Annotated in this window: 21 protein-coding genes; 10 read left to right on the forward strand and 11 right to left on the reverse strand. The window is 66.1% G+C overall.

Going from position 1 to position 25,149, the window contains the following annotated elements:
* Positions 1 to 48 precede the first annotated feature (48 nt).
* Positions 49 to 636: an NUDIX hydrolase gene (locus A9975_RS32085; protein ID WP_183036259.1), complete on the forward strand. Its 588-nt coding sequence runs from the start codon at positions 49 to 51 to the stop codon at positions 634 to 636.
* A gap of 85 nt (positions 637 to 721) precedes the next feature.
* Complete coding sequence (locus tag A9975_RS32090; RefSeq protein WP_043348346.1) at positions 722 to 949, forward strand: sulfurtransferase TusA family protein; 228 nt, start codon at positions 722 to 724, stop codon at positions 947 to 949.
* 92 nt (positions 950 to 1,041) lie between these two features.
* On the opposite strand, the gene galU is transcribed toward A9975_RS32090, so the two are convergent.
* On the reverse strand, positions 1,042 to 1,920 hold the full coding sequence (gene galU, locus A9975_RS32095) for a UTP--glucose-1-phosphate uridylyltransferase GalU (RefSeq protein WP_183036260.1): 879 nt from the start codon (positions 1,918 to 1,920) through the stop codon (positions 1,042 to 1,044).
* 52 nt (positions 1,921 to 1,972) lie between these two features.
* Positions 1,973 to 4,840 (reverse strand): valine--tRNA ligase, encoded by a 2,868-nt coding sequence (locus A9975_RS32100; protein ID WP_183036261.1) that lies wholly within the window; start codon positions 4,838 to 4,840, stop codon positions 1,973 to 1,975.
* Between the two features lie 322 nt (positions 4,841 to 5,162).
* Between A9975_RS32100 and A9975_RS32105 the strand changes: the two genes are divergently transcribed.
* Entirely contained in the window at positions 5,163 to 7,526 is a 2,364-nt protein-coding gene (locus A9975_RS32105) for a UvrD-helicase domain-containing protein (protein WP_183036262.1), read from the forward strand.
* A gap of 33 nt (positions 7,527 to 7,559) precedes the next feature.
* Here the strand turns inward: A9975_RS32105 and A9975_RS32110 are convergent, their stop codons facing one another.
* Both A9975_RS32110 and A9975_RS32115 read right to left on the reverse strand, forming a co-directional pair.
* Positions 7,560 to 8,537, reverse strand: a complete 978-nt coding sequence (locus A9975_RS32110) for a tripartite tricarboxylate transporter substrate binding protein (RefSeq protein ID WP_183036263.1) — start codon at positions 8,535 to 8,537, stop codon at positions 7,560 to 7,562.
* A 71-nt stretch (positions 8,538 to 8,608) separates the two neighbouring features.
* Complete coding sequence (locus A9975_RS32115; RefSeq protein ID WP_183036264.1) at positions 8,609 to 9,376, reverse strand: GntR family transcriptional regulator; 768 nt, start codon at positions 9,374 to 9,376, stop codon at positions 8,609 to 8,611.
* A gap of 127 nt (positions 9,377 to 9,503) precedes the next feature.
* Here A9975_RS32115 and A9975_RS32120 point away from each other — a divergent pair, with 127 nt between their 5' ends.
* Entirely contained in the window at positions 9,504 to 10,304 is an 801-nt protein-coding gene (locus tag A9975_RS32120; protein ID WP_183036265.1) for an amidohydrolase, read from the forward strand.
* A 44-nt stretch (positions 10,305 to 10,348) separates the two neighbouring features.
* Here the strand turns inward: A9975_RS32120 and A9975_RS32125 are convergent, their stop codons facing one another.
* The 4 genes from A9975_RS32125 to A9975_RS32140 all read right to left on the reverse strand — a co-directional run bounded on the left by A9975_RS32125 (position 10,349) and on the right by A9975_RS32140 (position 13,934).
* Positions 10,349 to 11,149, reverse strand: coding sequence for a BPSS1780 family membrane protein (locus tag A9975_RS32125; RefSeq protein ID WP_183036266.1), 801 nt, complete (start codon positions 11,147 to 11,149; stop codon positions 10,349 to 10,351).
* 5 nt (positions 11,150 to 11,154) lie between these two features.
* Entirely contained in the window at positions 11,155 to 12,138 is a 984-nt protein-coding gene (locus tag A9975_RS32130; protein ID WP_183036267.1) for a homoserine kinase, read from the reverse strand.
* Positions 12,139 to 12,354: 216 nt separating this feature from the next.
* Positions 12,355 to 12,789: a hypothetical protein gene (locus tag A9975_RS32135; RefSeq protein ID WP_255504151.1), complete on the reverse strand. Its 435-nt coding sequence runs from the start codon at positions 12,787 to 12,789 to the stop codon at positions 12,355 to 12,357.
* A gap of 206 nt (positions 12,790 to 12,995) precedes the next feature.
* The gene (locus A9975_RS32140; RefSeq protein WP_253928737.1) at positions 12,996 to 13,934 is read right to left on the reverse strand and encodes a TIGR00730 family Rossman fold protein; all 939 of its coding nucleotides are present in this window, start codon (positions 13,932 to 13,934) and stop codon (positions 12,996 to 12,998) included.
* A 4-nt stretch (positions 13,935 to 13,938) separates the two neighbouring features.
* Between A9975_RS32140 and polA the strand changes: the two genes are divergently transcribed.
* From polA to A9975_RS32160, 4 genes are all read left to right on the forward strand, one after another.
* A complete protein-coding gene (polA, locus tag A9975_RS32145; RefSeq protein WP_183036268.1) occupies positions 13,939 to 16,752 on the forward strand; it encodes a DNA polymerase I in 2,814 nt (937 codons plus the stop codon).
* Between the two features lie 199 nt (positions 16,753 to 16,951).
* A complete protein-coding gene (locus A9975_RS32150) occupies positions 16,952 to 18,280 on the forward strand; it encodes an NAD(P)/FAD-dependent oxidoreductase (protein WP_183036269.1) in 1,329 nt (442 codons plus the stop codon).
* A gap of 157 nt (positions 18,281 to 18,437) precedes the next feature.
* Positions 18,438 to 19,310 carry a dienelactone hydrolase family protein gene (locus A9975_RS32155; protein WP_183036270.1) on the forward strand — a complete coding sequence of 291 codons (873 nt, stop codon included), beginning with the start codon at positions 18,438 to 18,440 and terminating at the stop codon, positions 19,308 to 19,310.
* Between the two features lie 181 nt (positions 19,311 to 19,491).
* Positions 19,492 to 20,319, forward strand: a complete 828-nt coding sequence (locus tag A9975_RS32160) for a ZIP family metal transporter (RefSeq protein WP_052494643.1) — start codon at positions 19,492 to 19,494, stop codon at positions 20,317 to 20,319.
* A 30-nt stretch (positions 20,320 to 20,349) separates the two neighbouring features.
* Here A9975_RS32160 and A9975_RS32165 read toward each other — a convergent pair whose 3' ends face one another.
* The 3 genes from A9975_RS32165 to A9975_RS32175 form a co-directional block, all read right to left on the reverse strand.
* Positions 20,350 to 21,207 carry a sulfurtransferase gene (locus A9975_RS32165; RefSeq protein ID WP_183036271.1) on the reverse strand — a complete coding sequence of 286 codons (858 nt, stop codon included), beginning with the start codon at positions 21,205 to 21,207 and terminating at the stop codon, positions 20,350 to 20,352.
* 86 nt (positions 21,208 to 21,293) lie between these two features.
* Positions 21,294 to 22,214 (reverse strand): DMT family transporter, encoded by a 921-nt coding sequence (locus A9975_RS32170; protein WP_183036272.1) that lies wholly within the window; start codon positions 22,212 to 22,214, stop codon positions 21,294 to 21,296.
* Between the two features lie 255 nt (positions 22,215 to 22,469).
* Positions 22,470 to 23,573 carry an aromatic ring-hydroxylating dioxygenase subunit alpha gene (locus tag A9975_RS32175; protein WP_174428233.1) on the reverse strand — a complete coding sequence of 368 codons (1,104 nt, stop codon included), beginning with the start codon at positions 23,571 to 23,573 and terminating at the stop codon, positions 22,470 to 22,472.
* A 358-nt stretch (positions 23,574 to 23,931) separates the two neighbouring features.
* Here A9975_RS32175 and A9975_RS32180 point away from each other — a divergent pair, with 358 nt between their 5' ends.
* Together A9975_RS32180 and A9975_RS32185 are read left to right on the forward strand one after the other, a co-directional pair.
* Positions 23,932 to 24,222, forward strand: a complete 291-nt coding sequence (locus tag A9975_RS32180; protein WP_043348298.1) for an exodeoxyribonuclease VII small subunit — start codon at positions 23,932 to 23,934, stop codon at positions 24,220 to 24,222.
* A complete protein-coding gene (locus tag A9975_RS32185) occupies positions 24,219 to 25,139 on the forward strand; it encodes a polyprenyl synthetase family protein (protein WP_183036273.1) in 921 nt (306 codons plus the stop codon). The genes A9975_RS32180 and A9975_RS32185 overlap by 4 nt, the downstream gene beginning before the upstream one ends.
* Positions 25,140 to 25,149: the final 10 nt, after the last annotated feature.

Raw genomic sequence — 25,149 nt, forward strand, 5'->3', positions numbered from 1 at the left:
CCTTATAAAATGACAACATAACAAGACGACAAAAACAGGAGCTCCCGCATGGCCGTTTACCGATACTGTCCGCAATGTGGCTCGCCGCTGGAATTGCTGCCGCATTCCGGCCGCGAACGTGATGCCTGCATCCAGCCAGAGTGCGGCTTTGTCCACTGGAACAATCCGCTCCCCGTGCTGGCCGCGGTGGTGGAATATGAAGGCAAGCTACTGCTGGCGCGCAATGCCGCGTGGCCGGAAAAAATGTTCGCGCTGGTGACCGGCTTCATGGAACGCGACGAGACGCCGGAGCAGGGCGTGGCGCGGGAGCTCAAGGAAGAAACCAACCTGGACGCGCACTCGGTATCGCTGATCGGCGTGTACGAGTTCATGCGCAAGAACGAGCTGATCATCGCCTACCATGTGCAGGCGAGCGGCACCATCGCGTTGTCCGAGGAGCTGGCCGACTACAAGCTGGTGGCGCCCGAGGACATGCGGATCTGGTCGGCGGGCACGGGCTTCGCGGTGGCCGACTGGCTGGCCTCGCGTGGCCATCCGGTGCGGTTCTTCGATCGCCAGACTGGCGAGGACATTCCCGACCCGCGCCGGCGCGATGGCCTGGGGCAGCCGGGCGTTTCGCTACAATACCGGCCATAATCATCAGTCATCGATGCGACAGCGGCAGGCACGGTCCCAATGGGTCATGCCGGGCCCTGAGCGCACAGAACCAAGGAAGAGAGGAATGGAGTTCCAGAAAGAAGTGGATGCGCGCGGCCTGAACTGCCCGCTGCCGATCCTGCGCACCAAGAAGGCGCTGGCCGACATGCCCAGCGGCGATGTTCTCAAGATTCTCGCCACCGATCCCGGCGCCACGCGGGATTTCCAGGCGTTTGCCAAGCAGACCGGCAACGAACTGCTGTCGCACCAGGAAGTGGACAAGGTCTTCGTGTTCTACATGCGCCGGCGCTAAACCGACGACAGCTCGATGCGGGCTCGCCCCGCGCCAAATGAAAAAAGCCGCATTTCTGCGGCTTTTTTCATGGTTCCAGATCTTCAGGCATCTCAGATGCTATTAGCGCGCGCGCGCAGGTAGGTGCTGAATTCGTCCATCACCTCCGGGTGCTTGAGCGCAAACTCCACGGTGGCCTTCAGGTAGCCCAGCTTGCTGCCGCAGTCGTAGCGCACGCCCTTGTAGCGGTAGGCCAGCACCTGTTCCTGGCTGAGCAGGGACTGGATGGCATCGGTGAGCTGGAACTCGCCGCCCGCGCCCGGCTTGAGGCTGCGGATATGGTCGAAGATGCGCGGGGTCAGGATGTAGCGTCCAACCACGCCCAGGTTGGACGGTGCATTTTCCGGCGCCGGTTTCTCGACGATGTCCGACACCTTGATCACGCCTTCGTCCCATTCGCGGCCAGCCACCACGCCGTAGGAGCGGCTCTGCTCCGGCGCGATCTCTTCCACGCCCAGCACCGAGCAATTGTAGTGGCCGTACAGGTCCACCATCTGCTTCATGACCGGCGGATCGCCATCCAGCAGGTCATCGGCCAGCATCACGGCGAACGGTGCGTCGCCCACCAGCTTTTCCGCGCAGAGCACGGCATGGCCAAGGCCGAGCGCCTCGGGCTGGCGCACGTAGAAGCATTCCACGTGCGACGGCTTGATCGAGCGCACCAGGGTGAGCAGGGCCTGCTTGTTCTTGGCCTCGAGCTCCGCTTCGAGCTCATAGGCCTTGTCGAAGTGATCTTCGATGGCGCGCTTGGAGCGGCCGGTGACGAAGATCATCTCGGTGATGCCGGCAGCCATGGCTTCTTCCACGGCGTACTGGATCAGGGGTTTGTCGACCACCGGCAGCATTTCCTTCGGGCTCGCCTTGGTAGCCGGCAAAAAACGAGTGCCGAGACCGGCTACCGGGAAGACAGCCTTGGTGACGCGGGTTTCCATATCGGTTTTCCTTATCAATTCGGTGTAGACAACCCTGCTGGTGATGCAAAGCTCATGCCGGCAAACGCTGTAGTTGATCCTGCAGCTTGACCAGGGTCTGTTCGAAATCCGACAGACGCTGGGTTTCTTGCGCGACGACGGCGGGCGGTGCCTTGGCGACGAAGCTCTCGTTGGACAGCTTGCCACGGCACTTGCCGAGTTCGGCGCTGATGCGCTCTATTTCCTTGGACAGGCGCACGCGTTCCGCGGCCACGTCGATTTCGATTTTCAGCAGCAGGCGGTTGCCGCCGACGATGGCCACTGGCGCGCCGGCACCTTCGGCCATCAGGGCATTCTGATCTTCGAAGACCTTGACCTCCGAAAGTTTCGCCAGCGCCTGCACATAAGCCTGGGCCGACGTCAGGAACGCGCTGTCGCCTTCAGCGTACAGCGGAATGCGCTGGGCCGGCGAGATGTTCATTTCGCCGCGCAGGTTGCGGCAAGCGTCGACCACGGCCTTGAGCTGCGCGGTCCATTGCTCGGCGGCCTCGTCGATCTTTGCCATGGCGGGCAGGGGATAGGCCTGCAGCGCCAGCGTCTCGCTGCCGTCGCCCTTGGCGCGGCCGGCCAGCGGCGCTACCTTCTGCCACAGCTCTTCGGTGATGAAGGGGATGATCGGGTGGGCCAGGCGCAGCACGGTTTCCAGCACGCGCAACAGCGTGCGGCGGGTGGCGCGCTGCTGCGCTGGCGTGCCGTTCTGGATCTGGACCTTGGCCAGTTCCAGGTACCAGTCGCAGTACTCGTCCCAGACGAACTTGTAGATGGCGCTGGCGATATTGTCGAAGCGGTACTCGGCAAAGCCCTTTTCCACTTCGGCTTCCACGCGCTGCAGCAGCGACACGATCCAGCGGTCCGGCTGCGAGAAATGCAGGTAGCCGTCGGGGCCGCAGTCGTTGCTGCACGGGCCCATGCCGCAGTCGTGCCCTTCGGTGTTCATCAGCACGAAGCGCGTGGCGTTCCACAGCTTGTTGCAGAAGTTGCGATAGCCTTCGCAGCGGCCGGTGTCGAAGTTGATGTTACGGCCCAGCGTGGCCAGCGAGGCGAAGGTGAAGCGCAGTGCATCGGCGCCAAACGCCGGAATGCCGTCGGGGAATTCCTTCTTGGTCTTTTTCTCGATCTTGGGCGCGTCCTTGGGACGGCGCAGGCCGGTGGTGCGCTTCTTGAGCAGCGGCTCGAGCTCGATGCCATCGATCAGGTCGACCGGGTCCAGGGTGTTGCCCTCGGACTTGCTCATCTTCTTGCCTTCCGAGTCCCGCACCAGGCCGTGCACATAGACGGTATGGAATGGCACCTTGCCGGTGAAGTGCTTGGTCATCATGACCATGCGCGCCACCCAGAAGAAGATGATGTCGTAACCGGTAACAAGTGCCGACGACGGTAGAAAATGTTGCAACTCCGGCGTCTCGGCAGGCCAGCCCAGCGACGAGAAGGGCACCAGGGCCGAGGAGAACCAGGTGTCGAGCACATCGTCCTCGCGGCGCAGCGGCCCGGTGCTGCCGGCCGCGCGCGCCTGGGCCTGCGCCTCTTCCTCGCTACGGGCGACGAAGCACTTGCCGGCCTCGTCGTACCAGGCCGGGATCTGGTGGCCCCACCACAGCTGGCGCGAGATGCACCAGTCCTGGATGTTCTCCAGCCACTGGTTGTAGGTGCTGTTCCAGTTATCGGGGATCAGCTTGATCTCGCCGCTCTGCACGGCGTCCAGCGCCACTTCGGCAATCGAGCGGCCCGGGTGAAAGGTGCCTTCCGGCGCCGGCTTGCTCATGGCGACGAACCACTGGTCGGTCAGCATCGGCTCGATGGCGCTGCCAGTGCGCTCGCTGCGCGGCGTCATCAGCTTGTGCTTCTTGACCTCGGCCAGCAGGCCCTGGGCATCCAGGTCCGCCACGATGCGGGTGCGCGCCTCGAAGCGGTCCAGGCCGGCATAGGCGGCGGGCGCGTCGGCGACGATCTTGGCGTCGAGCGTCAGGATGGACAGCTGCGGCAGCTTGTGGCGCTGGCCAACCGCATAGTCATTGAAATCGTGGGCGGGCGTCACCTTGACCACGCCGGTGCCGAATTCGCGGTCGACGTAGTCGTCGGCGATCACCGGGATATCGCGGCCGGTGAGCGGCAGGCGCACAAACTTGCCGATCAGGTGCGCATAACGCTCGTCTTCCGGGTGCACCATCACGGCCACGTCGCCCAGCATGGTTTCGGGGCGGGTGGTGGCCACCGTCAGGTGGGTCAGGCCGTGCACGGTATCGGCTTCGGCCAGCGGATAGCGGATGTGCCACATCGAGCCATCTTCCTCGACGTTGTCCACCTCCAGGTCGGACACTGCGGTGCCCAGCACCGGGTCCCAGTTGACCAGGCGCTTGCCGCGGTAGATCAGGCCTTGCTCGAACAGGCGCACGAAGACTTCGGTGACCGCCTTGGACATCTCCGGCGACATCGTGAAGTACTCATGGCTCCAGTCGATCGAGGCGCCCATGCGGCGGATCTGGCGCGTAATCGTCGAGCCGGACTCTTCCTTCCACTCCCACACCTTCTCGACGAACTTCTCGCGGCCTAGCTCATGGCGCGATACGCCTTGCGCTTCCAGCTGGCGCTCCACCACGATCTGGGTGGCGATGCCGGCGTGGTCGGTGCCTGGCACCCACAGGGTGTTGGCGCCGCTCATGCGGGCATGGCGGGCCAGGCCGTCCATGATGGTCTGGTTGAAGGCATGGCCCATGTGCAGCGTGCCGGTCACATTGGGCGGCGGCAGCTGGATGCAGAAGTCCGGACGGTCCGGGTCGAGGGTCGGCTTCGCGATGCCGCGCTTCTCCCACTCTGGGCCCCACTTGGCCTCAATGGCGGCGGGTTCGAAGCTCTTGGCAAGGGACTGGTCTTGGGCGGTCATGCTCGGATGTCGATGATTACGTCGGATTCTGCGGGCCAGGCGGGCAGGGGCAACGCGCCGGGAAAACATCAAATTATAGGGGAGGCGGGTGGGGGGCGCGCGATTTCGGCCCGGGCTCGGCCGCGCGGCGTCATTTTGCCGGTGCTTTGCCCCGCCTGAAAGTGCTCTGCTTACCTCTCGCGAGGGGATCCGCCATGCTTTTTTGTGCCATTTTGCGTGGTTCGCGGCGCACTGCCGGACGATCCCCCTGTCCGGCGGCCGGGGCCGCGCGGGTACGGGGGGCGCCCCGGTATAATTCGGGGCACTCCACAAGGCCTCCCCGATGTCCGACCTGCTTGCCAATCTCAATGCTGAACAACTAGCCGCCGTCACTTTGCCTGACGAGCCGGCGCTGATCCTGGCTGGCGCGGGCAGCGGCAAGACGCGTGTGCTGACCACCCGCATCGCATGGCTGATCCAGAACGGCCGGGTGTCGCCCGCCGGCCTGCTGGCGGTGACCTTTACCAACAAGGCCGCCAAGGAAATGATGACGCGGCTCACGTCGATGCTGCCGATCAACACGCGCGGCATGTGGATCGGCACCTTCCACGGGCTGTGCAACCGCATGTTGCGCGCGCATTACCGCGACGCCGGCCTGCCGCAGACCTTCGCCATCCTCGACAGCCAGGACCAGCTCTCCGCCCTCAAGCGCCTGCTCAAGTCGCTGAACGTGGATGACGAGAAGTACCCGGCCAAGAACCTGCAGTACTTCATCAACAACGCCAAGGAGCAAGGCCTGCGCCCGGCCGACGTGGAGGCCAACGACGACTTCAACCGCCGCTTCGTCGATCTCTACGCCGCCTACGATGTGCAGTGCCAGCGCGAAGGCGTGGTCGACTTCGCCGAGCTGCTGCTGCGCTGCTACGAGCTGCTGCGCTACAACGACGCGATCCGCCAGCACTACCAGCACCGCTTCCGCCATGTGCTGGTGGACGAGTTCCAGGACACCAACGTGCTGCAGTACCAGTGGCTCAAGATGCTGGCCGGCTTCGGCACGCAGAACCCGGCCGCGGTGTTCGCGGTCGGCGACGACGACCAGAGCATCTACGCGTTCCGTGGCGCCAATGTCGGCAACATGCGCGACTTCGAGCATGAGTTCCGCGTGCGCCACATGATCAAGCTGGAGCAGAACTACCGCTCCCACGGCCACATCCTGGATTCGGCCAACCACCTGATCGCCCACAATTCGCGCCGCCTGGGCAAGAACCTGCGCACCGATGCCGGCCACGGCGAGCCGGTGCGGGTGTACCAGGCCGGCACCGACGGCCAGGAGGCCGGCTGGATCGTGGAGGAAATCCGTGACCTGATCGCGCAGGGCATGAGCCGCTCGGAGATCGCCATCCTCTACCGCAGCAATGCGCAGTCGCGAGTGATCGAGCACGCGCTCTTCTCGGCCAGCATTTCCTATCGCGTGTATGGCGGCTTGCGCTTCTTCGAGCGTGCCGAAATCAAGCACGCGCTGGCTTACCTGCAGTTGCTGGAAAACCCGCGCAACGACGCTGCCTTCGGCCGCGTGGTGAATTTCCCCACGCGCGGCATCGGCGCGCGCTCGCTGGAGGCCCTGCAGGATGCGGCGCGCCAGTACAACTGCTCGCTGGCCGAAGCCGTGGCCTTCGTGCCCGGCAAGGCCGGCAGCACGCTGGGCGCCTTTGTGCGGCTGATCGAGCAGATGCGTGCCGAGACGCGGCGCATGACGCTGCCGGAAACCGTCGAGTACGTGACCAACACCAGTGGCCTGATCACGCACTATCGCGCTGAAAAAGAAGGCCAGGACCGCATCGAGAACTTGCAGGAACTGGTGACGGCGGCGCAGGCGTTCGTGACGGAGGAGGGCTTTGGGCTGGACGCGCTGGCTAGTGCGATTCCGGTCGGGCGCGATGGCGCGCAGCCGCTGCCCGCGCTGGGCGAGGGCGACCAGGCCCAGCAGGTGCTGGATCCCGAGGCGCTGCCGGTGGTGATGACCCCGCTGGTGGCCTTCCTCACCCATGCCTCGCTGGAAGCCGGCGACAACCAGGCGCAGGCGGGCCAGGACGCCGTGCAGATGATGACGGTGCATGCCGCCAAGGGGCTGGAGTTCAACGCGGTCTTCATCACCGGGCTGGAAGAAGGGCTGTTCCCGCACGAGAACAGCGCCACCGAGGCTGACGGGCTGGAGGAAGAGCGCCGCCTGATGTACGTGGCCATCACGCGTGCGCGCGAGCGGCTCTATCTCTCGTTCGCGCAAAGCCGCGTGCTGCACGGGCAGATGCGCTACCACGTGCGCTCGCGCTTCTTCGAGGAGCTGCCCGAGGAATCGCTCAAGTGGCTGATGCCGCCTGCGCAGGCCTATGGCGGCGGCGGTTCGCAGCGCCGCCAGCAGAACGAGGGCGGCTGGGGCCGCGACTGGTTCAAGAAGGCGGAGGACGTTCCCTATTCGGGCACCCAGCCTACCGGCGGCATGGACACCGGCAACGGCTATGCCGACGCCAAGCGCCAGGCCGGCTCCGGCTTGCGCATCGGCCAGAGCGTGTTCCACAACAAGTTCGGCGAAGGCGTGATCGCCGGGCTGGAAGGCGAGGGCGATGCCGCCCGCGCGAATATCAAGTTCAAGCGCCACGGCGCCAAATGGCTGGTGCTGTCGGTCGCCAAGCTGGACCCGATCGACTGAGCGGACGGGCGCCCAGGCGCCCAGGCAGAGGGATCAGTCCAGCTGGATGTTGCCTTCCTTGATCACCTTGGCCCATTCGGTGGTCTGGGCCTGGATGAACTTCGCCGCCTCGGCCGGCGTGCCGGCCACGATCTCCCCGCCCAGGCTCGTTACGCGCTCGCGATTCTCTGGCAGGTTGATGACCTTGCGGATCGCATCCGACAGGCGCTTGACGATTTCCGGCGGCGTGCCCGCCGGCAAGAACACGCCATTCCACTCGTAGACCTCATAGTGCGGCACGCCTGCCTCGGCCAGCGTTGGCGTGTCCGGCAGGATGGCCGTGCGCTTGGCGCCGGTCACGCCCAGCACGCGCAGCTTGCCCGCGCGCACATGCTGCAGGCCCGACGCCGTGTTGGCGAAAAACACCGGCACCTGCCCGGCAATCACATCGGCCATGGCCGGGCCGCCGCCCTTGTACGGCACGTGCAACAGGTCCAGTTTCATGCGCTGCGCGAACAGCGCGCCCGCCAGGTGCTGGGCCGAGCCGTTGCCCGAGGACGCATAGGCGATGCTGCCCGGCTTGGCGCGTGCCATCGCGATCAGCTCCTGCGTGGTCTTGGCCGGGAACTGCGGGTTCACGACCAGCATGTTGGGATACAGCGCCAGCACCGAGACCGGGATGAAGGACTTGACCGGGTCGTAGGGCAGTCGCTTGTAGAGCGAGGGGTTGGCGGCAAACGAGGCAGCGTCGAGCAGCACTGTATAGCCGTCCGGGGCGGACTTGGCGACCAGGTCCGTGCCGATCTGGCCGCCCGCGCCGGGCCGGTTGTCCACCACGATGGTCTGGCCCAACTCCTGGCCCAGGCGCGGCGAGATCAAGCGAGCCATGGTGTCGGCGCCGCCGCCGGGCGCGTAGGTGACGATCAGCCGGATGGGCTTGGCCGCGGGCCAGGCCTGTGCGTGCGCAAGGCTGCTGGTGCCGGCGGCGAGCCAGCACAGGGCGGTGGCGCAAAGTCGGATCGGGAATCGCATGGGTCTCCTCGGAATGTGTAGGTCTGGGTGCTTGCGCCGGCCCGCGCTTGCGGTGGCGTCGCGCGCGGGGCTCAGCGAACCTCGGCGCGGTAGTGGAAATCGTCGGCATTGCCCAGCGTCTGGCGGAACTCCACGCGCCGGCCCGCCAGGTCAAACGCCACGCGGCTGACCGCCAGCGCGGGATGGCCCTCCGGCAAGCTCAGCTGGGCGGCCTCGCGTGCGCCAAGCCGGGTGAAGCGCAGGTCGTCGACAGCGCGGCCGACCGTGACGCCGCAACGCTCGGCATACATCGGGTAGAGCAGGGGCGCGAACTCGGCCGGCTTGAGCGTGGCCAGCGCGCCGAACAGCAGCGCCGGCAGCCAGATGGTCTCGAGCAGGCGGACCTGGCCTTCCCAGCCGCGCTGGCGCAATACGCGCAACACCGGTGTGCCCGCAGCCAGGCCAAGCTGCACGGCGACATCCGCTGGCGCCGCCAGCGTGCGCAGCGACACGATGCGCGACTCGGGAATCTCCGAGCCGGCATCGCCAAAGCGGAAGAACCGCGCCATGGTGGCGCCGGTCAGCGCGCCGCGCACAAAGGTGCCGCGGCCATGCACGCGTTCCAGCAAGCCTTCGTCCACCAGTGCCTGGATGGCGGCGCGCATGGTGCCCAGCGCCACGCCGTAGTGCTCCGCCAGTGCGCTCTCGGCCGCAATGGCGGTGCCGGAAGCCCATTCGCCGGCCAGGATGCGGCCCTTGAGCGCGGTCGCGATGCGGGCCCAGCGCGGCGCCGCCAGGCTGGCTGGCGAGGCGTCGAGGCCGGCTCCCGTCGGGTCGGGCAGGGCGGAACGGTCTGGCATTCGTGTCTCCATGCGTGCCCCGGCAGCGGTGCCTGTTCGGGGAGATAGGTGGGCTCTAGTCATCTATAGGACTAGAGCATAGAATGGAGGGGCGCAGGTGTCAACCGGCGCTACCATTCATGGCGGCATGCGCCGTTCCTTGGGCCAGAACATGTTCCAGATCGATTCCCATTTCCACGTGTTTTCCGCCGAGGCTCCCGCCGTGGGAGGGGCGCGCTACCGGCCCGCCTACGGCGCCAGCCTGGCGCAGTGGCAAGCCATCTCCGGGGCGCATGGCGTGCGCGCGGGCGTGGTGGTGCAGCCCAGTTTTTTCGGATGCGACAACAGCGAGCTGGAAGCAGCGCTGGCGGCCTCGCCCGCGCTGCGTGGTGTTTGCGTGGTGGGCCCGGAGGCATCCGCCGGCGAGCTGGCGCGGCTGCACGGGCTGGGCGTGCGCGGGCTGCGCTGGAATATGGTGGGGCGGCACGACGACGCATCATGGCGCGATGCGCGCTGGCCCGCGCTGCTGGAGGCGGCCCACGCGCTGGGCTGGCACCTGGAGTTGCACACCGATCCAGGCCGGCTCAACGAGCTGCAGGGCTGGTTGCCGGCGGTGCCGATCGCGCTGGTGCTGGATCATTTCGGCAAGCCCGCGCCCGGCGCGCAGGCAGACGCGCCGATGCTGGCTTGCGCCGCACACTGGCGCAGGCAGAGGGAGGTCTACGTCAAGCTGAGTGCGCCGTATCGCGTGGCGGCGGACCTGGCCGGCGTGGTGGCTGGCTGGCACCACTGCCTGGGCGAGCAAGGCTTGCTATGGGGATCGGACTGGCCTTGGACCAATCACGAGGCCGAGGCCGGCTATGCCGGCCTGCAGCGCAAGGTGTGGGAGTGGCTGGGCCCGCTGTGCGAGGCGCCGGACCGAAACGCGGCCCGGCTGTTCGGCCTGTGAGCCGCATGAGCCGCGTGACGCCGGGTGACCGGCGTGACCTGCCTTCAGGCGGCCAGGTCCGGCCTGCCGGCGGCTTCTTCCGGCACGACATTGAAGCAGCCGCGGTAAGTGGCGTAGAACGAGCAATACATGATCGCCAGCATCAGCAGCGAGTACGGTGTGACCAGGAAGGACAGCACCGCTTCAGCCCCCAATGCGCCGAACAACGCCTCCAGGAAGAACGGCACCGCCACCAGCAGGACCGCGAACACCACGCCATAGGCCAGGAACGCGCCACGGTTGCGCCAGCACGCGGTCCAGCTGAAGAACAGGGCTTTGACCGGCGGCACGTTGTGCCACGCTGTGAGCAGCGGCGCAAACCAGAACAGCATGGCAATTGGCGTGTACAACGCGGCCCCGATCATCAGCGCGAAGTAGAGCTGCCGCACGGATTCCGCCGACGGCGCTTCTTCCTTGAGCAGGATCGGCACCAGCGTGCTGATGTCCACCAGGCTGCCCGCGATGAGGCTCAGCACGAAGACCAGGCCTGCGTAGATGCCACCCAGCACCAGCAGGTTGCGGCTTGCCTGCTTGCCATTGCCGCGAAACCCAGCCAGTAATACGGTCGGCAGCACGCGCTTGTTCAGGATCACCTCGCGGCAGGCGGTCATGATGCCGACCGACAGGCCCGGGGTGACCACCAGCAGCGCGATGACGCCGATCAGTGGCACGAACACGGCCAGTTGCGCGGCGATCAGGTAGACAAACAACAGCATCAGGAAGGCGAGCGGGTTCTTGCGGAACAGCCAGACACCCTGGCGGAACCAGACATAACCTTCCTTGGCGGAGACTTCCAGTAATTGCATGACGGTCAGGTCCAGGGCAGCGCGGCGGCTTCGATGCGCCGGCGCAGGATGCGTTCAAAGTGGGTCGGGTCATGCGGTTGCAGCATGTCGGCCTCGCGTGGCAGGTAGAAGTCCCACAGGCGGGAAATCCAGAAGCGCAATGCGCCGGCGCGCAGCATGTCGCGCCAGTGCTGCGCCTCGATGGGGTCCAGCGGCCTCACGGCATGATAAGCCCGCAGCAGGGCCTGGCCGCGGGCGGCGTCGAGCGCGCCGCTGGCCAGGTCGATGCACCAGTCGTTGACGGTGACGGCCAGGTCGAACAGCCACTTGTCGTTGCCGGCGAAGTAGAAATCGAAGAAGCCCCCCAGTTTCTCCTGCCCGGCGGGGCCGTCCTCGAACAGCGCGTTGTCACGGAACAGGTCGCAATGGCAGGGGCCGCCGGGCAGCGCCGCGTAGTCCGCGCTGCCGAAGAAAGCGGTCTGGTGGACCAGTTCCTCGCGCAACAACGCTTGCTGGCCGGCATCCAGGAAGGGCAGGATCTCGCCTTGCGTTTGCTGCCACCACGGCAGGCTGCGCAGGTTGGGCTGCTGGCGCGGATAGCTCTGGCCGGCAAGGTGCATGCGGGCCAGCATGTCGCCCACTTGTGCGCAGTGCCCCACGCCTGGCGCCAGCTGCGAGCCGCCCGGCAGGCGCGTGACGATGGTCGCCGGCTTGCCCTTGAGGGCCCGCAGGATCTCGCCGTCGCGGCCCGGGATGGGCGCCGGCACGCGGATGTCGTGCGCGGCCAGGTGGGCCATCAGGTGCAGGTAATACGGCAGTTGCTCGAACGTCAGGCGCTCGAAGATGGTCAGCACGTACTCGCGTGTGACACCGTCCTGCTCCATGGTCAGGAAGAAGTTACTGTTCTCGATGCCTGAGGCAATGCCGCGCAAGTCGCGCATTTCGCCCAGGTTGTAATCAAGGAGCCAACTGGCGATCTCGTCCGGCGAGACCGTGGTGAATACGGCCATACTCTTTGTGTGAATCGAAACGGATGGCGGCGGGCGCAAGCAGAGCTTGGCTTTCGCGGCATGGATGCCGGAAGCGCCGGCGCGGCCCCACCGTGATCATCTGGCGGGGTCGTGGGAAATCAGAAACAAGACAGCAGAAACCAGGCAGCAAAAACAAGAACGGACGCGAAAATCAGGGTGCGCAAGGCGGGATTCTAAGACCTGGCGCCCCGATGCTCAGAATTGCAGCACTTTGACCGATGGCACGCGGTTCGTGTCGTGGTCCCGGATCTTCGGCGAGCTGTCTTCCGGCTTGCTCATCTGGTATTTGGTGCCCATGCCGGACTTGACCTCGATATCGGTGGCCTGGCCTTTGTTCTTGTATTCCCGGATCTGCGTGCCATCCCGCTCATTGAGCTGGAAGCTCGGTTCGCGCGGCTGGTTCAGCTGGGTCTTGGCCGGCGAGGTGATCGGCCGGTCGTTGATCTGGTTCAGCTCTTGCTGGGTCAGCGCGCCGCCTGCCTGCTCGGCCGGCTGCGCCATCACCGCGGCCGGGGCGCCAAGCGCCACCAGTGCCGCAAAAGCCAGCGCGCGCAGGGCGGCCGGGCGGGGGGCTCCAAGCGGCTGCGGCGCTTGCGCGCGGGCGGTGGCCAGGAGTGAGGGGGAGGTCATTGAAGGCTCCTGCGCGGTGCAGCAGGCCGGGGGCATGCTGCGCCACAAATGGCGCTGCAGCCCGGCGGCGCCGGGCTTTGGCAGTGTGTCAGGCTTCCATTCTAGCAATTCCTGCCCGCGCCGGGCCCCTCGCGGTGACCCTGCGGGCACCTTTGCGGGGCGGGCGGGGTGCCCGGAAGCCGCCTGGCGGGCCTGTTCTACCTGGCTTACAGGTAGAACATCTCTTCCTTGGGCGGGATCGGGTTGTCGCCACCGCGCTGCTCGTAGTACTCATATACCGCTTCGAGCACTTCGTGCGGCTCGTCCACGATCTTCATCAGGTCGAGGTCATGCTCGGCGATCAGGCCCATCGGCAGCAGCGTGAAGCGGAACCAGTCAAGCAGGCCTTTCCAGAAGCGGCTGCCGAACAGCACCACCGGCACGGCGCGGGACTTGCCGGTCTGTACCAGCGTCAGCACTTCGGCCAGCTCATCCAGTGTGCCGAAACCGCCCGGCATCACGATAAAGGCGTCCGAATTCTTGACGAATGTGACCTTGCGCGTGAAGAAGTGGCGAAAGCGCATGGCGATGTCCTGGTAGGGATTGCCTTGCTGCTCGTGCGGAAGCTCGATGTTCAGGCCTACGCTGGCCGACTTGCCCGCGTGGGCGCCCTTGTTGGCCGCCTCCATGATGCCCGGGCCGCCGCCCGAGATCACCGCGAAGCCGGCGTCGGAGAACAGGCGGGCGATCTCGATGGTGCGCTGGTAGTAAGGCGAGTCCTCGCGCAGGCGCGCGCTGCCGTAGATCGATACCGCCGGGCGGATCTCCGAGAGGTACTCGGTCGCCTCGATGAACTCTGCCATAATCGTGAACATTTGCCACGAAGCGCGCGCCTTCTTTGCAGTCGCGCGGTCTTCGTCGGCCAGCGCACGCAGGCTGGGAATCATCTTGCGTGGGTTGGCGCGGATGCCGGCGGCGGGAGACGTATCTCCCGGGCCATCGGCAGCGGTGCTGACCGTCACGTTCACGTCCATATCGGCCGCGGTGGTAATACTGCCTTGCGCGGCCTGCTTGAGGGCCGCTGCCGGGTTATCGGCGCCGGCTGCGTCGGAAGGGGGGGCGGCGTTCGCACCGCCTGCGGCGGCACCAGTCAATTTTGAGTCCATGGGAATGTCGGATAGTCCAAAAACACTCTTGCTCGTCGATGGGTCGAGCTATCTGTATCGTGCGTATCACGCTCTGCCGGACCTGAGGAACGGTGAGGGCCTGCCCACAGGGGCAATCTACGGCATGATCAATATGCTGCGCAAGCTGCGCAGCGATTTCCCGGCAGAGTATAGCGCCTGCGTGTTCGACGCCAAGGGTAAGACCTTCCGCGACGACCTGTATCCGGCCTACAAGGAGCATCGCCCGTCGATGCCCGAGGACCTGGCCAGGCAGATCGAGCCGATCCACGAAGCGGTGCGTGCGCTGGGCTGGCCCATCGTGGTGGTGGAAGGCGTGGAGGCGGACGACGTGATCGGCACGCTGGCGCGCCGGGCCACCGCCGAAGGCATGCGCACGGTGGTCTCCACCGGTGACAAGGACCTGGCGCAACTGGTCGACGACCATGTCACGCTGGTCAACACCATGAGCGGCGAAATCCTCGACCCGCCCGGTGTGGCCGCCAAGTTCGGCGTGCCGCCGGCGCGCATCGTCGACTATCTCTCGCTGATTGGCGACGCCGTGGACAACGTGCCCGGCGTGCCCAAGGTGGGCCCCAAGACCGCGGTCAAATGGCTGACCGAGTACGGCACGCTCGACGATGTCATGGCCAATGCCTCCGGCATCAAGGGCGTGGTGGGCGAGAACCTGCGCAACACGCTGGCGTGGCTGCCCAAGGCGCGCGAGCTGGTGACGGTCAAGACCGATTGCGACCTGACGAGCTCGTTGGCCGACTTCCACCAACTCGAGGGTGGCAGCGAGGACAAGGACAAGCTGATTGACTTCTTTGCGCGCTATGGCTTCAAGACCTGGCTGCGCGAGGCCACCGGCGAAAGCCTGCCCAACCCGCGCGCCCAGGCACGCGCAAGCGCGGCGCCGCCTGCGGCCGGCGCCGCGGCGGCGGGAGCCGACCCGGGTCCGGCCCAGGGCGGCCTGTTCGACAGCGCCCCGGCCCCGGCCCAGATCCGCTACGAAACCGTGGCCACCGAGGCGGCGCTGGAGGCCTGGATGCGGCGCATCGAAACCGCGCCGCTGGTGTCCATCGATACCGAGACCACCTCGCTGGACCCGATGCAGGCCCAGATGGTTGGCATCTCGCTGTCGATCGAGCCGGGCGAAGCCTGCTATATCCCGGTGGCGCACCGCGGCCCGGATGTGGTGGGCCTGGAAGCCAATGGCCAGCTCACGCGCGAGGCCGTGCTGGCGCGCATGCGCGCCTGGCTCGAAGACCCGTCGCGCGGCAAGGTCGGCCAGAACCTGAAGTACGATTCCCATGTCTTTGCCAATCACGGTGTCAGCCTGCGCGGCATCGTGCACGACACCATGCTGCAAAGCTACGTGCTGGCGTCCCACCGCAATCATGGCATGGACAGCCTGGCCGAGCGCCTGCTCGGCCTGAAGACCATCAGCTACGAGGAAGTGTGCGGCAAGGGCGCGAGCCAGATCGGCTTTGACCAGATCGACATCGCGCGCGCCACCGAGTACGCGGCCGAGGATGCCGACGTCACGCTGCGCCTGCATCGCAACATGTACCCGCAGGTCGAGGCATTGCCGGGGGTGCATTACGTCTACGAAAAGATCGAGATGCCGGTCTCGGTGGTGCTGCAGAAGATCGAGCGCAACGGCGTGCTGATCGACGCCGAGCGCCTGGGCGCGCAAAGCACGCAGCTCGGCCAGCGCATGCTGACGCTGGAGCAGGCCGCGTACGAGGCTGCGGGCCAGCCTTTCAACCTGGGCTCGCCCAAGCAGATCGGCGAGATCCTGTTCGGCCAGATGAAGCTGCCGGTGGTCAAGAAGACCGCCAGCGGCGCGCCGTCCACCGACGAAGAGGTGTTGCAGAAGCTGGCCGAGGATTACCCGCTGCCCAAGCTGCTGCTGGACTACCGCGGCCTGGCCAAGCTCAAGTCCACCTACACCGACAAGCTGCCGAAGATGGTCAACCCGGCCACCGGCCGCGTGCATACCAGCTACGGGCAGACCACCGCGGTGACCGGCCGGCTGGCTTCCACCGAGCCCAACCTGCAGAACATCCCGGTGCGCACCGAGGAAGGGCGGCGCATCCGCGAGGCCTTTATCGCCGGGCCGGGCAACGTGATCGTGTCGGCCGACTACTCGCAGATCGAGTTGCGCATCATGGCCCATATCTCTGGCGACGAGAACCTGATGCGCTCCTTCGCCGAGGGCGAGGACGTGCACCGCGCCACCGCTGCGGAGATCTTCGGCGTGGCGCCGGATGCCGTCAGCAGCGAGCAGCGCCGCTATGCCAAGGTCATCAACTTCGGCCTGATCTACGGCATGAGCGCTTTCGGCCTGGCCGGCAACCTCGGCATCGAGCGCGAGGCCGCCAAGCACTACATCGACCGCTATTTCATGCGCTATCCCGGCGTGGCGCGGTACATGGAAGAAACGCGCCAGACCGCGCGCGAGCAGGGCTTCGTCGAGACCGTGTTCGGCCGCCGCCTGTGGCTGCCGGACATCAATGGCGGCAACGGCCCGCGCCGCCAGGGCGCCGAGCGCGCCGCCATCAACGCGCCGATGCAGGGCACGGCCGCCGACCTGATCAAGCTGTCGATGATCGCGGTGCAGGACTGGCTGGAACGCGATGGCCTGGGCACGCGCCAGGTCATGCAGGTGCACGATGAGCTCGTGCTGGAAGTGCCGCAGGCCGAGCTGGAACTGGTCAAGGTAAGGTTGCCGGAACTGATGTGCAGCGTGGCTGAACTGCGTGTGCCGCTGGTGGCCGAGGTTGGCACCGGCAGCAACTGGGAGGAGGCGCACTAAGCTCGCGGGGCGGCCTTCGGGGCTGTCCCGGGATTGCACCCGTCCCGGTATTCCTGCATCCTGGTTTCGATTGAAGCGACCGCTGAATCGGTGAATGGCGTCTTGCCAGTTGTGCTGCTGTGCAGCAGACTGATGAAAAGCCGAGGTCACTGGCGCGCGTCAGGCCCCGCAAAAGAATATCGACGACACTGGGTAGATCATGAGCACAGAGGGAAGGGCGCATCGCATCATCGTAGTCGGAGGAGGAGCAGGCGGGCTGGAGCTGGTCACGCGGCTGGGCGACAAGCTCGGCAAGGGCGGGGCCGCGCAGGTGGTGCTGGTGGACCGCTCCCCCACGCATATCTGGAAACCGCTGCTGCATGAAGTTGCCGCCGGCAGCATGGATCCCCACACCCATCAGCTTGAATACGTGGCGCAGGCCCGCTGGCATCATTTCGAATTCCAGCAAGGCGAGCTGACCGGCATCGACCGGGATCGCAAGACGATCTCGGTGGCGGCCTGTGTCGACCTCGACGGCACGGAGCTCTTGCCCGCACGCGATCTTTCCTATGACACCCTGGTGCTGGCGATTGGCTGCGTCACGCATTTCTTCGGCGTGCCCGGCGCTGCCGAGAACGCCATCGCGCTCGACACCGTGGACCAGGCGGAGCGCTTCCGCCGCAAGCTGATCTCGGCCTGCGTGCGCGCCCAGAACGGGCGCGGGCGCATCGGCGAGGACGGCCGCCCGCGCGTGGACGTTGCCATCATCGGTGCCGGCGCCACCGGCGTCGAGCTCTCTGCCGAGTTGCGCAATACCGCGCACGTGCTCAGCGCCTACGGGCTGCATCAGCTCGATCCGCGCCGCGATGTGCGCATCCACGTGATCGAGGCCGGCCCGCGCATCCTGCCCGCGCTGTCCGAGCGCGTGTCCACCGAAACCACCAAGCTGCTGCACAAGCTCGATATCGAAGTCCTCACCGCCGAGCGCGTGACCGAAGTCACCGGGGACGCGGTGCTGACCGCCAGCGGCAAGCGGGTCGACGCCGACCTGACGGTGTGGGCCGCCGGCATTACCGCGCCGGCGGTGCTGTCCACCCTGGACCTGCCGGTCAGCCGCATGGGCCAGGTCATCGTCAAGCCCACGCTGCAAAGCGAGGCCGATCCCGATATCTTCGCCTTTGGCGATTGCGCCAGCTGCCCCTGGCCAGAGAAGCAGGGCGCGGTGCCCCCGCGCGCGCAGGCTGCGCACCAGCAGGCCATGTTCCTCTACGGCGCGCTGCGCGCGCGCCTGAGTGGCAAGCCGCTGCCGACGTTTGCCTTCAAGGACCTGGGCTCGCTGGTGTCGCTGGGGCATTTCAGCGCGGTCGGCAGCCTGATGGGCGGCCTGATCGGCGGCTCCATGTTTATCGAAGGGCTGATGGCACGTGTGATGTACAGCTCGCTGTACCGCATGCACGTCATGGCGTTGCACGGCGCCGTGGGCATGGGGCTGGATACCGTGACCCACTGGCTGCGCAGCAAGACCAGCCCGCGCGTCAAGCTGCACTGACACGCGCCGGCGCCGGGCGAATCGCTGCGAATCGCCCCGCTTGCCGGTTGCGTGCGCTGAACTCCATGTTTGCTTAGAATCGGATCTCGCCACGGCGGCGGTGCCACCCCGTGCGCTATCCATCCAGATTCGCCATCCACGCCAAACAGGAGACCGCATGCTGAAGCCAGAAGTGGAAAGCCTCGTACCCAGCCAGTCCTTTGACCGCCGCGCCTTCGTCAAGACGGCGCTAGGTTCGGCCTTTGCCGCAGCCGCCTTGCCCGTGATGGCACAGGCCATCAAGACCGATTTCGCAGGCCTCACAGCCGGCGAGGTAACGATTCCCTCGGGCGGCTTCAACATGCCGGCTTACCGCGCCCAGCCGGAAGGCAAGACCAACCTGCCGGTGGTGCTGGTGGTGAGCGAGATCTTCGGCGTGCATGAGCACATCGCCGACGTCTGCCGGCGCTTTGCCAAGCTGGGCTACCTCGCCATCGCGCCGGAGCTGTTCGCGCGCCAGGGCGACCCGAGCAGCTTCGGCACCATCCAGGAATTGCAGGCGAAACTCATTTCCAAGGTGCCCGACGAGCAGGTGATGGGCGATCTCGATGCTGCCGTGGCTTGGGCCAAGGACAACGGCGGCAATACCAGCCGGCTCGCCATCACCGGATTTTGCTGGGGCGGGCGCGTTACCTGGCTGTACGCCGCGCATAGCCAGCAGATCAAGGCCGGTGTGGCCTGGTATGGCCAGCTGGTAGGCGAGCCGACCCCGATCAAGCCACGCAACCCGATCGACCTGGTCGGCCAGCTCAAGGTGCCGGTGCTGGGCCTCTATGGCGGCAAGGACACCGGCATCACGCAGGAACAGGTCGAGAAGATGAAGGCGGCGCTGGCGGCATCGAGCGACCCCTTTGCCAAGGCTTCCACGTTCGTGGTCTACCCGGAATCCGGCCATGCCTTCAACGCGGACTACCGCCCGAGTTACCGGGAAGCCGATGCCAAGGACGGCTGGCAGCGCTGCCTGGCCTGGTTCAAGCAGCACGGGGTTTGAGATGCGGCCCGCCCTGGGGCGCGTTTGCAGCGGGGCCCGGCGCGGCACAAGGTCGACTTGTGCCGCGGGATTTGCAAAACCGGCTGCAATCTACGTACAATGCGGGCTTCGTTTCTTGCAACAGTGTTGCGTTTGAGGTCGATGCTGCTCCCCAGGAGCGGAATACCGATCCCAGGAGCCCATCATCGATTCCACGCTTGTCTACATCCTGCTTGCCGCCACCATCTCGGGGGTGGGCAGTATCTTTGGCGCGGCGCTGTTGTCGCTGACCGTGGCTTCGCGCGTGGTCGAGCGCATGGTGAGTTTCTCGGTGGGGGTGCTGCTGGCCACGGCGCTGCTGCATTCCCTGCCCGAGGCGTTCGAGTCCGGCGCCGATCCGCGTGCCTTGTTCGGTACCTTGCTGGCCGGCCTGCTCGGCTTTTTCCTGCTGGAAAAAGTCGCGCTGCTGCGCCACTCGCATCATCACGAGGGGGATGGGCACCACCATCACCATGGCCATGACCGGGAGGAAGCTGGCCGTAGCGGCATGACCATCCTGGTGGGCGATACCTTCCACAATTTCGCCGACGGCATCGTGATCGCCGCGGCCTTCCTGGCGGATCCGCATATCGGCCTGGTCACCGCGCTGGCCATCGCCGCGCACGAGATCCCGCAGGAGGTGGGCGATTTCATCGTGCTGCTCAACGCCGGGTTCTCGAAGGCGCGCGCCTTTGCCTTTAACCTGCTGTCCAGCCTGGCGGCCATCGCCGGCGGCGTGGTGGGGTACTACCTGCTCGACCAGATGAGCGGCTGGATTCCCTACGTGCTGGTGATTGCTTCAAGCAGCTTCGTCTATATCGCCGTAAGCGACCTGATGCCGCAGATGCAGCGCAAGCCGCGCTGGCGCGAATCGATCATCCAGGTCGTGCTGGTCGCCACCGGGATCTGCGCCATCTTCTTCATCACCAATGGCGTGCACGAAGCGCATGGCCATGGCCATGCACATGGCGTGGCCGCAGCCGCCAGATAAGCTGGCGCGGGCGGCTTGCGCCGCCCGCCATCAGGACCCGCTTGCCACTGGCCGCGCCGGGTCGGCGCACCACTCGCTCCACGAGCCCGGATAGAGCGCGGCGCCCGGCATGCCGGCCACTTCCAGTGCCAGCAGGTTGTGGCAGGCGGTCACGCCCGAGCCGCACTGCATGATCGCCTCGCTGGCCGGCTTGCTGCCCAGCACTTGCCCGAACTCTTGGCGCAACGCGCTAGCCGGCTTGAAACTGCCGTTGCCTTCCAGGTTGTCCTTGAAGAAGCGGTTGGCCGCGCCGGGGATATGCCCACCCACGGGGTCCAGCGTTTCGTTCTCGCCACGGAAGCGGTCTGCCGCACGGGCGTCCACCACCAGCCGGGTCGGGTTTGCCAGGTTCGCCAGCACGGCGCCGGCGTCCACCGTGGCCACCAGCGCCGCCTTGCGCGTCAGGTTGCCCGGGGTTTCGGGCTCCGGCGTGTTGCCCGCCTCGAGCGGCAGGCCCGCCGCCACCCACGCATTCTTGCCGCCATCCAGCACGGCCACCGCGCCGTGGCCCAGCCAGCGCAGCAGCCACCAGGCGCGCGCCGCGTACATGCCGCCCTGCGCGTCGTAGGCAATGACCTGGGTGTCATCGTTTACGCCCAGCACGCGCAGGCGCGCGGTCAGCGTGTTCGGGTCCGGCAAAGGGTGCCGGCCATTGGTGCCGGTTTTCTCGCCGGACAGTTCGTTGTCCAGGTGCAGGTAGAAGGCGCCGGGCAGGTGGCCCACGTGATAGGCCTCGCGTCCGGCGGCCGGGTTGGCCAGGTCGAAACTGCAGTCGATCACGACGCTGTGGCGGCTGCCGTCTTCGCGCAGCGCGCGCAGGTCCTGGCTGGAGATCAGGGTGGTGAACATGGCGTAACCTTGGGTTGGGATAGTCGCGCTGCAAAGGCATGGGCGGGCGCGGGCGGCGGGGTGAGCACGGTCCGCCACCCCCGATGCTACACCTCGGGGTGCACTTCCGCCTCGGCCGACTTGACCGGGGTATCGGCGGTTGGCTGCTGGTTGGAGCCTTCGCGCGCGCGGGTCAGCGTGGTGGCGATGCCGCTGGCAATGATCAGTGCCATGCCAACCCAGGACAGCCAGTTGAGCTGGTCGCGCCAGACAATCATGCCCCACAGGCTGGAGAACACGATGCCGGCGTATTGCAGGTTGGCGGTGAGCAGCGTATTGCCGCGCTTGTAGGCGCGCGTCATCGCGGTCTGGCCGAGCGTGGCCAGGATGCCGATGGCCAGCAGCAGGCCCGCGCCGCGCCAGGTGTGGGTGCTCGGCCCGGTGTACAGCATCCAGGCCAGGCCTACCACCATCCCGACTGCCGAGAAATAGAACACGATGCGGCCTTCGGGCTCGCCCAACTGGCCGAGCTGGCGCACTTCGACATAGGCCAGCGCGGTGAACATGCCGGAGATCAGGCCGATCAGCCCGCCGGTGAGCTGGTTATGGCCGACGGAAGGCTGCAACAGGCAGATTACGCCGCCGAACGACATCAGGATGGCGCCGATCAGCTTGCGGTCCGCGCCGCCGGTGCCGGTCAAGGCTGCGCCGGCGCCCAGGATCAGCGCGATCCAGACCGGCGACATGTAATTCAGGGTCATCGCCGTGGCCAGCGGCAGCATCGTGATCGAGGTGAACCACAGCAGCAGGGCGGTCACGCCGAACAAGCTGCGCTTGATATGCATGGCCATGTGCGGCGTACGCACCGAGGTGCCGGATGAAGCCAGCACCGTCCACATGATGATCACGCCGATCACGCTGCGGTAGAACACGATCTCGCCCGTGGCATAGATCTCGGATGCCAGCTTGACGCCCACCCCCATTAACGAGAAGGCGAAGGCGGCGAACAGCATCCAGAGCGATTGCATGGTGGGGCGAAAGGAAGAATGGACAGCGCGCGAAGCGGCTCCGGGCGGGGGCGCGGAACTGGATCGCGAAAGGCTCCGCAGGGGGCGGATGGCCGGCAAGGCTGGCGGCGAGGCGCCGGGCGCACACCGGAAGCGGCGATTGTATCAGCGAGTGTGCACCGCACCAAAGGCAAAACGGACCGCCTGGGCGGTCCGTTTTGCTTGCGCCTGCGCTGCGCTGTCGATGCCGCGGCCCGCTGGGCCTTGGCTGGCGGGTCAGTCCGTGAAGGACATGGCGCGGCGATACCATTCATGAAAGTGCTGCATACCGTCTTCCATGGGCGACTGGTACGGGCCGGTCTCGCTGACGCCGCGTTTGGCCAGCGCCCGGCGCCCGGCATCCATGCGCTCGGCGATCTCGTCGTCCTCGACGCAGGTTTCCATGTAGGCGGCGCGCTCGGCCTCGACGAATTCGCGCTCGAACAGCGCGATTTCCTCGGGGTAGTAGAACTCCACGACGTTGCGCGTCTTGTTCGGCCCGAGCGGGTGCAGGGTGGAGACCACCAGCACGTTCGGATACCACTCCACCATGATGTTGGGGTAGTAGGTGAGCCAGATCGCGCCGTACTTGGGCAGCACGCCGTTGTTGAAGCGCAGCACGGCCTCATGCCACTTCTGGTACGTGGGGCTGCCCGGGCGCTTCAGGCCCGCGTGCAACCCGACGGTCTGGACGCTGTGCCAGTCGCCGAACTCCCAGCTCAGGTCGTCGCAGGAGACAAAGCTCCCGAGGCCTGGGTGGAACGGCACGACGTGGTAGTCCTCCAGATAGACCTCGATAAAGGTCTTCCAGTTGTAGTTGCACTCGTGGATCTCGACGTGGTCGAGCAGGTAGCCTTCGAAGTTCAGGTCTTCGGCCACGCCCAGGCGTGCCAGGTCGGCCCGAACGTCGCGCTGCCCCTCGAACAGCAGGCCGTTCCAGTTCTGTAGCGGCGAGCGGTTCAGATGGACGCACGGACGCTCGGCGAAATGCGGCGCGCCGAGCAGTTCGCCCTTCAGGTCGTAGGTCCAGCGGTGCAAGGGGCAGACAATGTTCTTCGCATTGCCGCGGCCATTGAGCATGATGGCCTGCCGGTGGCGGCAGACATTGGACATGAGCTCGATCCCGTCGGCATTCCGTACCAGGATGCGGCCCTCGTCCTCGGCGGCCAGCGCCTGAAAATCGCCCGTTTCGGGGATCATCAGTTCGTGGCCGACATAGCCCGGGCCCTTCTTGAACAGCAGTTCCAGTTCTTGTTGATGCAGTGCCTCGTCGATGTAGACGTTTACGGGCAACTGCGTATCAGCCGGCACCAGTTTCAGCGCGGTGCTGAGATTGGACATTATCCCCACTCCCTATGACAGGCGAAAGCAGTGAACAACCCAACCATCGAAAAAGAAATCGATATGGGAAAGACAGTCAGCCGCGCCTTGGCCCGCTTCCGGGTGGAAAGATGGAGATCGCGCTGACGAACCGCGGATTGTACCCGACCGAAAAAGTTAAGGGACTGATTATTTAGCCTTTTTAGCGAAAAAGTCGACCCGGGTCGTCATGGAGGTGTCGTTCGGGGCGCATTCGGAAAGACGACCCAAGCGCACAAGTCACTTTCCGGCAACGCTGTCGATGCCCCCTGTTGCATGGGATGCGGTCAATGTCCCGCTTTGGCGTAAAATCCCAGCTTCCCCAGATTCAATGTCCGCAATGCCAAAGACTACGAGCTCCCCGGCCCAGGCCGATCCGGCCGCGACCGACCAGCGGTCCGCCTCCGCGCCACCCGCCTCCTACGAGGCCGCCATGGCCGAACTGGAGGCGCTGGTAGCCAGCATGGAGGGCGGCGCCTTGCCGCTGGAAGATTCTTTGGCCGCGTACAAGCGCGGGGCAGAACTGGTCAGGTACTGCCAGCAGATGCTCGAACGCGTGGAACAACAGGTTAAAGTGCTGGAGGGCGATGTGCTCAAGCCCATGGCCGCCGACGCCGGAGACCTCGAATGAGCGAATCGCATCAAGCTATCGACGCTGGTGATTTCACTGCCTGGATGCGCGCCACGGGCGCCAGGACCGAGGCCGCGCTAGACGCCGGGCTGCCGGCTGCGCAGACTGTGCCTTGCACGCTGCACGAAGCCATGCGGTATGCTGTGCTCGGCGGTGGTAAGCGGGTTCGCCCCTTGCTGGTGCACGCGGCGGGTGAAGTGGCGGGCGCTGCCCCCGAAGCCTGCGACGCGGCGGCCAGCGCGGTGGAGATGATCCACGCGTACTCGCTGGTGCATGACGATATGCCCTGCATGGACGATGACGATTTGCGTCGTGGCCGCCCCACCGTGCACAAGGCCTACGATGAAGCGACGGCGCTGCTGGTGGGCGACGCGCTGCAGACCCAGGCCTTCGTTGTGCTGGCCGAATCGGCCTTGCTGGCCTCGCTCGACGCTGCCGCGCGCCTGCGCCTGGTAGCGGAACTGGCCCGGGCCTCCGGCTCCGTGGGCATGGCAGGCGGGCAGGCGATCGACCTGCAGCATGTCGGCCTGGCCATGTCGCTGGAGGAACTGGAAGGCATGCATCGCATGAAGACTGGTGCGCTGCTGCGCGCCAGCGTGCGCATGGGCGCTTGCTGCGGTGCCGTGGACGAAGCCGGCCTGGCTGCGCTTGACCGCTACGCCGCAGCCGTGGGCCTGGCGTTCCAGGTAGTGGACGATATCCTCGACGTGACCGCGGATACCGCCACGCTGGGCAAGACTGCCGGCAAGGACGCGGCAAACGACAAGCCGACCTACGTGTCGCTGATGGGGCTCGAGCCTGCACGCCAACTGGCGCAGCAGCTTCGGGCCACGGCGCACGAAGCGTTGGCGGTGTTCGGCGCGCGCGCCCGACGCCTGGGCGAACTGGCCGATCTCATCGTGCTGCGCTCGAATTGAATGGATAAGC

It is taken from the genome of Cupriavidus sp. UME77 (assembly GCF_014170355.1).
Classification (GTDB): Bacteria; Pseudomonadota; Gammaproteobacteria; order Burkholderiales; family Burkholderiaceae; genus Cupriavidus; species Cupriavidus basilensis.

Excerpts from the sequence above, each read along its gene's own strand:
- A9975_RS32085 (WP_183036259.1), top strand. The coding sequence starts at position 49 with ATGGCCGTTTACCGATACTGTCCGCAATGTGGCTCGCCGCTGGAATTG.
- A9975_RS32090 (WP_043348346.1), top strand. The coding sequence starts at position 722 with ATGGAGTTCCAGAAAGAAGTGGATGCGCGCGGCCTGAACTGCCCGCTG.
- galU (WP_183036260.1), bottom strand. The coding sequence starts at position 1,920 with ATGGAAACCCGCGTCACCAAGGCTGTCTTCCCGGTAGCCGGTCTCGGC.
- A9975_RS32100 (WP_183036261.1), bottom strand. The coding sequence starts at position 4,840 with ATGACCGCCCAAGACCAGTCCCTTGCCAAGAGCTTCGAACCCGCCGCC.
- A9975_RS32105 (WP_183036262.1), top strand. The coding sequence starts at position 5,163 with ATGTCCGACCTGCTTGCCAATCTCAATGCTGAACAACTAGCCGCCGTC.
- A9975_RS32110 (WP_183036263.1), bottom strand. The coding sequence starts at position 8,537 with ATGCGATTCCCGATCCGACTTTGCGCCACCGCCCTGTGCTGGCTCGCC.
- A9975_RS32115 (WP_183036264.1), bottom strand. The coding sequence starts at position 9,376 with ATGCCAGACCGTTCCGCCCTGCCCGACCCGACGGGAGCCGGCCTCGAC.
- A9975_RS32120 (WP_183036265.1), top strand. The coding sequence starts at position 9,504 with ATGCGCCGTTCCTTGGGCCAGAACATGTTCCAGATCGATTCCCATTTC.
- A9975_RS32125 (WP_183036266.1), bottom strand. The coding sequence starts at position 11,149 with ATGCAATTACTGGAAGTCTCCGCCAAGGAAGGTTATGTCTGGTTCCGC.
- A9975_RS32130 (WP_183036267.1), bottom strand. The coding sequence starts at position 12,138 with ATGGCCGTATTCACCACGGTCTCGCCGGACGAGATCGCCAGTTGGCTC.
- A9975_RS32135 (WP_255504151.1), bottom strand. The coding sequence starts at position 12,789 with ATGACCTCCCCCTCACTCCTGGCCACCGCCCGCGCGCAAGCGCCGCAG.
- A9975_RS32140 (WP_253928737.1), bottom strand. The coding sequence starts at position 13,934 with ATGGACTCAAAATTGACTGGTGCCGCCGCAGGCGGTGCGAACGCCGCC.
- polA (WP_183036268.1), top strand. The coding sequence starts at position 13,939 with ATGTCGGATAGTCCAAAAACACTCTTGCTCGTCGATGGGTCGAGCTAT.
- A9975_RS32150 (WP_183036269.1), top strand. The coding sequence starts at position 16,952 with ATGAGCACAGAGGGAAGGGCGCATCGCATCATCGTAGTCGGAGGAGGA.
- A9975_RS32155 (WP_183036270.1), top strand. The coding sequence starts at position 18,438 with ATGCTGAAGCCAGAAGTGGAAAGCCTCGTACCCAGCCAGTCCTTTGAC.
- A9975_RS32165 (WP_183036271.1), bottom strand. The coding sequence starts at position 21,207 with ATGTTCACCACCCTGATCTCCAGCCAGGACCTGCGCGCGCTGCGCGAA.
- A9975_RS32170 (WP_183036272.1), bottom strand. The coding sequence starts at position 22,214 with ATGCAATCGCTCTGGATGCTGTTCGCCGCCTTCGCCTTCTCGTTAATG.
- A9975_RS32175 (WP_174428233.1), bottom strand. The coding sequence starts at position 23,573 with ATGTCCAATCTCAGCACCGCGCTGAAACTGGTGCCGGCTGATACGCAG.
- A9975_RS32180 (WP_043348298.1), top strand. The coding sequence starts at position 23,932 with ATGCCAAAGACTACGAGCTCCCCGGCCCAGGCCGATCCGGCCGCGACC.
- A9975_RS32185 (WP_183036273.1), top strand. The coding sequence starts at position 24,219 with ATGAGCGAATCGCATCAAGCTATCGACGCTGGTGATTTCACTGCCTGG.